Source organism: Methylophilus sp. VKM B-3414, assembly GCF_032248435.1.
Lineage (GTDB): Bacteria > Pseudomonadota > Gammaproteobacteria > Burkholderiales > Methylophilaceae > Methylophilus > Methylophilus glucosoxydans.
In genome coordinates this window covers 234515-244170 of sequence record NZ_JAVTLI010000011.1, presented here as the reverse complement: position 1 = coordinate 244170, position 9656 = coordinate 234515, and the positions used below count along the sequence as shown (strand labels likewise).

The following is a 9656-nucleotide window of genomic DNA, read 5'->3' as shown; positions in this document are numbered from 1 at the left end:
TCGCTCCCGCAGAGTTTGAACGGCGGTATTTCGAGAGGCTCGAAAATATCTAGGCTAGCCGGGGCGATTCAGTGTTCTTATTACAAGATTAAGAACGACGCTCCGCGTCTGCGCTTTTTGCGGGCTGGCGCGCGTTGTCCGTGCGGCAGTCCTCAAAAGCTTTACGCGTTGTGTGTGGATTAAATTAAATAGAAATGACCTCACCGAATTTCCCACAGCCCCCATGCTTGATGACTGCGGACTATGGAAAATCGGTGAGGATTTTGGGATTAAAAACGTAACCATAACGTAACCTTTCATGACTAAATAAGCCATGTTGAGGCTAATTAAGGCCTTAAATCGACATTAGCAAGCGTCGCAAGGTATTGATTTAATTAGGTTTCTGTTTTGCAGGATGTAAATGGGGTGCAAGGGGTCGCGAGTTCGAATCCCGCCGTCCCGACCAAACACATATCCAAGGTGGTTCAATACCATCCAAAGAATAGCCTTGAAACGACCTTTCAAGGCTATTTTTACGTATCAGCCATCCAAAGTAGTTCATTGATATCCACGAGTAAAGTGGGGTAAGTGACGGGGTAACAACACTTGGCCCCAGTGTGAGTTACCTCAACATTAGCAAGTGGTGGCGGCTCTAGTATCACTTTGCAGCAAAAGAAAAGCTGCTTTCCCTAGGTACTTATCCAGATATCTCCCTACAGCAAGCCAATCAAGAGCGTGAAGAAGCCATAAAGCTAGTGGCTGAGGGCATGGATCTCAGCTTGGAGCAGCAGCGGAGCTGAGGTTTTTTATTGGGTTCAATCCAAGGGTAAGTTTAATTCGACAGTGTTGGTGGGGGAGTACTTTTTAAATAGTGATTTTGATTGCATCCAATCATCATTTGCAGTTCATCCTGGCTTGTTTCTGCATGCCTCAAGTCTTAAGAGTGCTGCAGCACCTAATACTGAAGATTTACGTCATTTCAAGCTGTCAACGAGGTTGATCATGTGAGGAGATCAACTCTCTGAGGCTGCGAAGATTGTGGCTTTAAGTCTGGTCCACATAGTCTTGGGTGTGCAATTAAACTGCGAGATCGGGGGCAATGGTTACTGCTACTTGAGGTTGTTGGCTGATTGTCCCAATATGGCGGGCTAGGGCTTCGTTGAGTGGCATCGGGCGGTTTAAATAGAAGCCTTGCGCATAGGCGACGCCCATTTCTTTGAGGCAGTCTAGCGTTGCCTGATCTTCAACATATTCTGCAATAGTCTTGATTTCCATGGATTGGGCAACGCTTTGAATGGCTTTGGCCATGGCTAAGTCTACCTTGTTGCTGGTGATGTCTTTGACATAGGCACCATCCATTTTTAGGAAGTTGACGGGCAGGTGCTTGAGGTAGCTGAATGAGGACATGCCGCTGCCAAAGTCATCCAGCATAAAGCGGGTGCCCATTTTTTGTAGTTCTTTGATCAGTTTGATCGTGTTGTCGATATTGATAATTGCCGAGGTTTCAGTAATTTCGAAGCAGACGTGGCCAGGCGAAATCTCGTAGGTTTCAAAGCAGTTTTTGATGTAGGGCAATAGCTGTGGATCTCCAAGCGACATGCCCGAGAGGTTAATGCTGACAATAAACGGTTTGACGCTCGATTGCAGTTTGAACAGGGGTTGTAATGCCATGAAGGCATGTTGAATGACCCAGCGATCAATTTTGGTCATGAGATTGTAACGCTCGGCCGATGGCAGGAACTCGGCAGGCGGGATAATGCCGCCGTTTTCGTCACGCTTGCGGATCAGGATTTCATAGAAGGGGGGCAGTTCTTTTTGCTGTAGCGGAAAAATGCCTTGGCAATACAATACAAATTCGTTGTGTTCGATGGCTTCGTTGATGCGCAGTACCCACTCCATTTCCGCATGGCGCTTGAGCATCACGTCATCTTCATTGTGGAACAGGTGAATCTGGTTGCGGCCGTTGTCTTTGGCAACGTAGCAGGCGGCATCCGCATGGCGCGTAATCTGGCCAACGTCCTTGAGGTCTGCGGTGATTTCAACGATGCCTATGCTAATGCCTGTTTGAAACAGCCGACCTTCGTGCATGAAACGAAAGGCTTCGACCATTTGCCGCAGCTGGGCGGCGATTTCAATGGCTTTTTCAACCTGGCAATAACTCAGTAACAAGCCAAATTCATCGCCACCCAGGCGGGCAAAGGTGTCTTCGGCACGAATGCGTTGGCTCAGGATCATGCTGATCTGCCTTAGCATTTCGTCGCCTGCCAGGTGACCGCAGGTGTCGTTAATGACGCGGAACTGGTCGAGATCCATGTAACAGAAGACATGATTGGCACGATGCTGTTTGACGTCTTGCAAGGCTTGCTGCAACCGTCTTTCGAGTTCTTGACGATTGACCAGCCCGGTTAAGGCGTCGTGCCGCGCCTGATAACGCAATTGCGCCTGTGCATCTTGAATGCGGTGACGCATGTCTGCCTCGACGTGCTGCATCTCACGAGAGATCTGGTTGATCGTACTTTGTAGGGATTTGATCTCTGGCAGGGTGTTTTTAACCTGGCTGACCTGCTGGCTACCGATCACAAAGCGCTTGAGTGCCGCGGTCATATCGCGAATTGGCTGACTGATAGAGCGGCTGACCCAGCTGACAAGGATGGAACACAAGATCAGGGTCAGCGTGATATAGCCGACATTTTTAATAAATGCCTGCCTATGGTCTTCGATGAGGGCGGCATTGTCTACGGATACAAATACATACCCCAAAAGCTGATGCGCGGGCGTGGTGGAAAACACTTTCACCATGGTGATGTCGTGCGTGGCTTGCTGCATCACCATCGTGTCTTGCTGGAGCAGGCCGTCTTGCATAGTGAAGACTGCACCTACATTGGCGATCGGTTGTTTATTGGCGTCTGCAATGATCAGTGAAAGATAGGGCTCGCGGTTAAGCTGGCTTGCCTTGAGCAAGCGATCAATATAAGGCTTGCCATGTAATTGATCTTGATTATGGATGACCGCAGACAAAAATTTTGCAGTGGTCAAGGCATGCTGACTGAGTTTTTCTTCTTCATGTTGCAGTTGTTCTTTAAAGTCGAACAACAGAAAAATGCAGGAAAGCGCGAAGACGGGGCCGATGACTAGAAGCAGTAGTCTGGACTGTATACTCAGGTTTTGGAAGAATTGCATGGATTCCAGGTCAAATACTAAATAACATCAGCACAAATACAAATGGGTTGCACTGCCGTCGCCGGTGATTCATGACATCCCCCCCAATTTCGTGTATAAGTTTAATGTTTGTCACTGCAAAAATTGCTTACTCACGCGTGTTCAGCCTAGGTTTGACTCGTTCCGGTGACATCCGCAAGCATTCAAGTTTTCGATTCGTTCTAGTGTATTGGTTTTCTCATGATTCAGCAAATTTATATCACAGATTACTTGTCTGGAGCGGCTGCGCAGCCTGTTGCGCAAGTTGAATCACTCTTGAATCAGTGTCCGTCGTTGCAATATGCAAGCTGGCAAACAGTTGCACAGCCACCCTTAAATGCCTTATTTACGCAGTTGGTCGCGCCTGATTCCCGCGCACCACACGCTCCAGTCAGTCGCGTATTGTCGGCAAGAGTAGAGGGGCCTGTCCTGCCGGCCTTTTGTCTGCTGCCTGTCCATTTGGCAATGCGACGTGATACGTTTAGTTTGCAGTCAATTGTGCCCTTGTCGTCAGCGATTTATCAAGCGCTCACAACGCGGCTACAAGCCCATTTTGCAGCAGATTTTGAGCTGCATATTGATGCAGGTCAGCGGTACTGGTGGGTACAACCTTTGCGACAGGTTCAGGCACAGTGCCGCTGGCCACAGGATTGTTTGTTTCAGCAAGCCATGCACTGGCAGCCGCAAGGGCCTGATGCCGGCCTGATCCGGCAATGGGCCAACGAGATGCAAATGCTGCTGCATCAACTGGCCACCGAGCCATCCATGGCTGACTGGCCAGGAGCGCTCAACAGCCTTTGGTTTGCCAGCGTGGGCCCTGTGCCAGATTGGCAGCATGGGTTTGATTTGGTTGCCGGGCAAGGCGAGGTCTTTGCTGGGTTGAGTGCCTTGCAATTACCCAGATGCAAAGCGACCACGCTGGCTGAGGTGATGCAACTGCCGCGTACACAACAGGCGCTGTGGATCACCGATGAACTTGAAACGCTGGATTGGCCTGCGCTCAACCAGGCCTTGCAAGCTGGCACGCTTCAAGCACTTCACATCGTGCTCCCGTTTGCTGAACGTAGTGTACAGATTCATTACCAGAAACGTCCGCGCTGGCAGTTCTGGCGCAAGCCCACCACGTTAAACAAGCTATTGCAGCAACTCGAGCAATCGCTATCTTCCGCCACTGAGCAAGCGGGATTCAACCCATGAAGATTCAACAGAGAACTTATGACATCGCTGCGCTGGAAGGCTTGCAAGCGCAGGGCTTGCCGCCATTGATGGCGAGATTGCTCGCAGCGAGAGGCGTGACAAGCGCTGACTGGGGCTTGCAAGACATGCCGCATCTGCTTAAACCGGAGGCCTTGACCGGCGCAGCGGAAATGGCAAGGCAATTGGCTGATGCGATTGCGCAACAACAGCGCATTTTAATCATCGGCGATTATGACGCGGATGGTGCAACAGCGACCAGTGTCGCCATGCGCGGCTTGCGCATGATGGGCGCCGAGATCGACTTTCTGGTGCCTAACCGCTTTGAATATGGCTACGGACTCACGCCGGAAATTGTCGCACTGGCAGCCACGCGGCAGCCGCAGGTGCTGCTGACCGTGGATAACGGCATCGCCAGTATAGATGGCGTGGCCGCGGCCAAGGCACTGGGCCTACGCGTTCTGATTACCGATCATCATTTGCCCGCCGAGCAAACGCCTGCTGCAGATTGCATCGTGAATCCCAACCAGCGTGGCTGCGGTTTTCCTAGCAAGCATCTGGCTGGTGTTGGCGTGATGTTTTATGTGCTGATTGCCTTGCGTGCTGAGCTCAAGCAGCGCGGCCAGTTGGCTGAAGACCAAGTTCACTTGGGGCGCTTGCTCGATCTGGTCGCGCTGGGCACCGTCGCTGACCTGGTGCGGCTTGATGCTAATAACCGTATTCTGGTTAGGCAAGGCCTCAAGCGTATCCGTCAGGGCCAAGCCTGCCCTGGCATTCAGGCCATTCTTAAGCTCGCCGGGCGTGATCCGCAACAAGTGAGTGCGCAAGATTTGGGCTTTTATGTCGGCCCACGTCTGAATGCTGCTGGTCGCCTGGATGATATGACCATCGGCATTCGTTGTTTGTTGGCGGAGACGCCGCAAGAAGCCATGCAATATGCGCAGCAGTTGCATCGCCTCAATGCTGAACGCAAGCAGATTGAAGCTGAGATGCAATTCGACGCCATGGCTGATTTGAATCAGGACTTTCGTCCAGAGCAGTACACCATCAGCGTGTTTCAACCAGACTGGCACCAAGGGGTGATTGGCATTCTGGCATCACGCATCAAAGAGCGCTTTCACCGCCCCGTCATTGTCTTTGCCGATGCCGGAGACGGCCTGATTAAAGGCTCAGGCCGTTCTATCGCCGGCTTGCATTTGCGCGATGCGCTCGATTTAGTTACCAAACAGCAACCCGATCTCATCGTCAAATTTGGCGGCCATGCCATGGCGGCCGGCTTGAGTGTCCGCGCTGAAGATTTTTCACGTTTTCAGCAGGCATTTGAGCAGGTCGTGCAAAGCCTGATCAGCGCAGAAGTCTTGCAAGAGATGCTGGAAACCGATGGCGGCCTTGCGCCAAATGAGATGTCTTTGCAAACCGCAGAATTACTCACCCAGCACGTCTGGGGCCAGGGTTTTCCACAACCGGTGTTTTATGATCAGTTTGACGTCTTGTCACAAAAATTATTGGCCGAAAAGCACTTAAAACTGCGCCTGCAAAAACATAACCAGCAATTTGATGCGATTTATTTTCAGCACGCTGAACCGTTGCCAGAACAGGTCGCGCTTGTATACTCGCTACAAGTGAATGAGTACAACGGTCACCGCAGCGTGCAATTGCAAGTGGTGCATGCAGTCGTTTGAAGAAACTTGGTGATTCAAATAAGTGAAAGTAACCAATAGCTTATGTGAAATTAAATTTCGAAATATATAGTTTCTTTGCGCCCAAGAAATAAATATGAAATTTAATAGAGATAGAGTTGATTAGTGAATCCTATTGACGAATTTTTCAGTAATCAACTCTGCTCAATCGACTGACTTTAATTATTTCAACGGCAGATAAATATCTGTGATGAGATCAGCTTCAGCAATATCCGGCAGTAGATTCAAATAGTGAAAGTAAAGAGGAAAATCACGTAACTCTTCACCACTCTTGGGCAACCAATCTCTGTATATTGGGTAAATTGATTCCCCGAGACGGGCGTGAGAACCTAAATGTCTGACCACTGCGCAACGGCCACCAGGAATCGTTTTGGTGACAATTCCGTAGGAGTTTTCTGGGATGTCACTTTTAACTTCTCCTCCAATATCAAAACGAAACTGCATAGGCTCGGTTGTGTCTGGATTATCGTATGCAATACCGAATGTCCTACTCGTGTTTTTGGGAGATAAGCCGGTTTCTTTGCGCCATTCGATGAATTGACTCACTGCGTTGTTTAACTTTTCTACAGGGCCAATATGTTCTTTGACTGCAATGCGTGTCATTTCAACATTTATAATATCAACCTTCACTTTGTTATTCCTTTCTGGTAACCGAAAATCAAATACCTTGTGCCAACTATCCCAATCTGGATTTTTTCTAAAAGCAGATGGGGATTGTCCAAATGTGTTTTTGAAAGCACGGGTAAATGACTCAGGGGTTTCAAAACCGGCATTCAGGGCGACATCAATAATTGTTACTGAATCTTGAAAAGCGACCTTATACGAAGCTTGTTTTAATCGAAGCAGTAATACATACCGAGCGACATTAATACCAACATAATCGGCAAATTGCCGATGAAAATGGAATTTAGAGAAGTGAGCAATAGCGCAAAGTTGATCCACATTTAACGGCTTATCAAGATTATGCTCAATGTAATTGAGCACCTCTTGAAATCGTGCAGCGTACAACTTTTCTTTTTGCTTATTCATGTTTTTTCCTTATCCACGAACAGGAGTATGCTTATTTATATGAAGTAAAGCCTGACGAAAATTGCTAACTTCACAATATTTTTTATAAGCTGATTCCAATTCTTGGCGCTGGCTTGTATATGTCAACAACCCAGCAAGCGTAGCCTGTACCAAGTAGGGCGACACTTGCACAAGGCGCAGGGCGCTGAATGTTACTTTGCTTTAGTCAACAGTCATTGGGCTCGAAGTAAAATCAAGCTTTCTTTATCATTACTCAACGTCAGTTCAATGACCCAAGCATTTGCCCAACTGCCTGTCCTCAGCATAATGCGATACCAGCCGTGTTGCGTCTTAGTTTACGCACTAAGTGCGAAATGCATATGGTGTAAAGCCTCTAATTATCTTGCTAAAGCGGCTGGTATCATTTCTGGGTAGGGGGCTGTGGCTACGTTAAACCAGCTTTAGGCCCTTTACCCTAAATCAGTTAAAATAGAGCCTTCATTCAAGAGGTTGAAGTATGGCCCGTCCGTTTAAAGCTCCCAAAAGTCCGATTCGTCCGCCACGTGCGCCCAAAGTTACTCCGCCCGCAGTAGAGGACGGCGAAGAAGGGGTGCCTGCGCCGCGTGAAGGGCAGCGCTTGCATAAACTGCTGGCGATGGCCGGGTTTGGCTCACGTCGCGACATGGAGGCTTTGATCGAAACCGGCCGCATTACCATTAATGGCCAGGTGGCGCAGGTGGGTGCGGTGGTTGATGAGCATGATGTGGTGCGCATGGATAGCCGGATTTTGCATTTGCCGTTTGAGGCGGAGTTACCGCAGGTGTTGCTGTACCACAAGCCGGAAGGCGAGATTGTGAGTCAGGATGACCCGGAAGGGCGTGCGACGGTATTTGACAAGCTGCCACGCATCAAACAGGGCAAGTGGATTGCCGTGGGGCGTCTGGATATGAATACCAGCGGTTTGCTGATGTTTACTAACTCCGGCGAGTTGGCCAACCGGTTTATGCATCCACGCTATGAGGTGGAGCGCGAATATGCGGTGCGTATTCTGGGGGAACTGACTGAAGAGCAGATGGCGCAACTCAAACACGGTATTGAACTGGAAGACGGCCCGGCCAACTTTGAAAGTATTTTCCCTAACGGGGGCGAAGGCGCCAACAAGTGGTATCAGGTGGTGATTAAAGAGGGCCGTAACCGCGAAGTGCGTCGCCTGTTTGAAGCATTTCACCTGCCTGTGAGCCGCCTGATGCGTGTCCGCTTCGGACCGGTTGCCTTGCCGCCCCGCCTCAAGCGCGGCACCATGCTCAAGCTGGAACAAAAACAGGTGGTGGCCTTGCTGGAGTGGGCAGGCTTGCCTGTGCCGCGCAAACCGCTCAAGCAAATGAGCCCGCATGACCGTGACCGTGCGACGCGCGTGTTTACGCCTAAAGTACGCAAGCAGCGCCGTAGCTTGCTGGATACTGTGAATAATCCCGTTGATACGCAGCAAGAGCGTCCCGCACGCGCGCCAACTGGCAACCGTCGTATTCGTCAGGATTCAGATTTGAAGCAGGCCTCCATGCAAAATGCGCGTATCAATAGCGGTGCTAAAAAACGCACTGACCGTAATCGGGGGCGTGGTTAATCTGCGCGTCGTGTGTTGACGGAAAAGCCGATCGCATGACTGACAGTCGTATGCAAGAAACTCTGGTCACGCACCGATATCCGCGTGTGCTGTCCATCGCTGGCTCTGATAGTAGTGGTGGTGCCGGGATTCAGGCCGACCTCAAAACATTCTCTGCCCTTGGTTGCTATGGCATGACGGCCATTACCGCGCTGACGGCGCAAAATACGCAAGGGGTGCGCGCTATTCATAGCGTGCCGGTCAGCATGTTGCGTGACCAGATTGATGCGGTGGTCGAAGATATCGGTGTCGATGCCGTCAAGATCGGTATGCTGCACTCTCCTGAATTGGTGGAGGCGGTGGCACAGGCGCTGGATGCCCATGGTCTCAAGCAAGTGGTGCTGGACCCGGTGATGGTGGCAGCCAATGGTGCCAAACTGATTTCTGATGAAGCGATTGCCGTGCTGGTATCCGAGTTGTTTCCACGGGCATTGGTGGTGACCCCGAATCTGGATGAGGCGTCGTTGTTGCTGGGCCGTCCGCTGACGCAAAGCGATGCACTTGCCGAGGCCGCGCAAGCCTTACTTGCACAAGGCGCGCATGCCATCCTGCTCAAAGGGGGGCATCTGCCTGGCCATGACGTGCTGGATATTCTGGTGCAAGCCCATGCCAATGGGCAGGACAATGTAATGCAGCGCTTGCATTCAGTGCGAATTTCTACCCATAACTTGCATGGCACCGGATGTACGCTTTCATCCGCGATCGCTGCCTATCTTGCCTTGGGCTGTAACCTGTCAGAGGCTGTGTTGGCGGCCAGAACCTATGTGCGCGGTGCCTTATATGCGGGCTCGCATGTGCGCACAGGCGAGGGTGTCGGGCCACTCAATCATGGCTTTGCACCCGAAGCAATGAAGGTTTACGGCGAATAGCGTTTAATCGCTACCAAGCCAAGAAGAGCAGCGTAGGCCTCAGTA

Annotated in this window: 6 protein-coding genes and 1 pseudogene; 5 read left to right on the top strand and 2 right to left on the bottom strand. The window is 50.6% G+C overall.

Annotated features, from left to right (window positions below):
• Window positions 1-656: 656 nt before the first annotated feature.
• Window positions 657-779: pseudogene (locus Q9292_RS14345) on the top strand (Arm DNA-binding domain-containing protein); the annotation flags it as partial.
• Window positions 780-1056: 277 nt separating this feature from the next.
• On the opposite strand, the gene Q9292_RS12275 reads toward Q9292_RS14345, so the two are convergent.
• Window positions 1057-3159 (bottom strand): putative bifunctional diguanylate cyclase/phosphodiesterase, encoded by a 2103-nt coding sequence (locus Q9292_RS12275; RefSeq protein WP_313988470.1) that lies wholly within the window; start codon window positions 3157-3159, stop codon window positions 1057-1059.
• Window positions 3160-3378: 219 nt separating this feature from the next.
• Here Q9292_RS12275 and Q9292_RS12270 point away from each other — a divergent pair, with 219 nt between their 5' ends.
• Together Q9292_RS12270 and recJ are read left to right on the top strand one after the other, a co-directional pair.
• Entirely contained in the window at window positions 3379-4374 is a 996-nt protein-coding gene (locus Q9292_RS12270; RefSeq protein ID WP_313988468.1) for a hypothetical protein, read from the top strand.
• Window positions 4371-6053 (top strand): single-stranded-DNA-specific exonuclease RecJ, encoded by a 1683-nt coding sequence (gene recJ / locus Q9292_RS12265; protein ID WP_313988465.1) that lies wholly within the window; start codon window positions 4371-4373, stop codon window positions 6051-6053. The genes Q9292_RS12270 and recJ overlap by 4 nt, the downstream gene beginning before the upstream one ends.
• 180 nt (window positions 6054-6233) lie before the next feature.
• Here the strand turns inward: recJ and Q9292_RS12260 are convergent, their stop codons facing one another.
• Window positions 6234-7100, bottom strand: coding sequence for an AraC family transcriptional regulator (locus Q9292_RS12260; protein ID WP_313988462.1), 867 nt, complete (start codon window positions 7098-7100; stop codon window positions 6234-6236).
• 496 nt (window positions 7101-7596) lie between these two features.
• Here Q9292_RS12260 and rluB point away from each other — a divergent pair, with 496 nt between their 5' ends.
• Window positions 7597-8703 carry a 23S rRNA pseudouridine(2605) synthase RluB gene (gene rluB / locus Q9292_RS12255; protein ID WP_313988459.1) on the top strand — a complete coding sequence of 369 codons (1107 nt, stop codon included), beginning with the start codon at window positions 7597-7599 and terminating at the stop codon, window positions 8701-8703.
• A 35-nt stretch (window positions 8704-8738) separates the two neighbouring features.
• Window positions 8739-9611, top strand: a complete 873-nt coding sequence (thiD, locus tag Q9292_RS12250) for a bifunctional hydroxymethylpyrimidine kinase/phosphomethylpyrimidine kinase (RefSeq protein WP_313988457.1) — start codon at window positions 8739-8741, stop codon at window positions 9609-9611.
• Window positions 9612-9656 lie beyond the last annotated feature (45 nt).

What these genes read in the sequence shown, in the direction of transcription:
- Q9292_RS12270 (WP_313988468.1), top strand. Translation starts at nt 3,379, where the DNA reads ATGATTCAGCAAATTTATATCACAGATTACTTGTCTGGAGCGGCTGCG.
- Q9292_RS12275 (WP_313988470.1), bottom strand. Translation starts at nt 3,159, where the DNA reads ATGCAATTCTTCCAAAACCTGAGTATACAGTCCAGACTACTGCTTCTA.
- recJ (WP_313988465.1), top strand. Translation starts at nt 4,371, where the DNA reads ATGAAGATTCAACAGAGAACTTATGACATCGCTGCGCTGGAAGGCTTG.
- Q9292_RS12260 (WP_313988462.1), bottom strand. Translation starts at nt 7,100, where the DNA reads ATGAATAAGCAAAAAGAAAAGTTGTACGCTGCACGATTTCAAGAGGTG.
- thiD (WP_313988457.1), top strand. Translation starts at nt 8,739, where the DNA reads ATGACTGACAGTCGTATGCAAGAAACTCTGGTCACGCACCGATATCCG.
- rluB (WP_313988459.1), top strand. Translation starts at nt 7,597, where the DNA reads ATGGCCCGTCCGTTTAAAGCTCCCAAAAGTCCGATTCGTCCGCCACGT.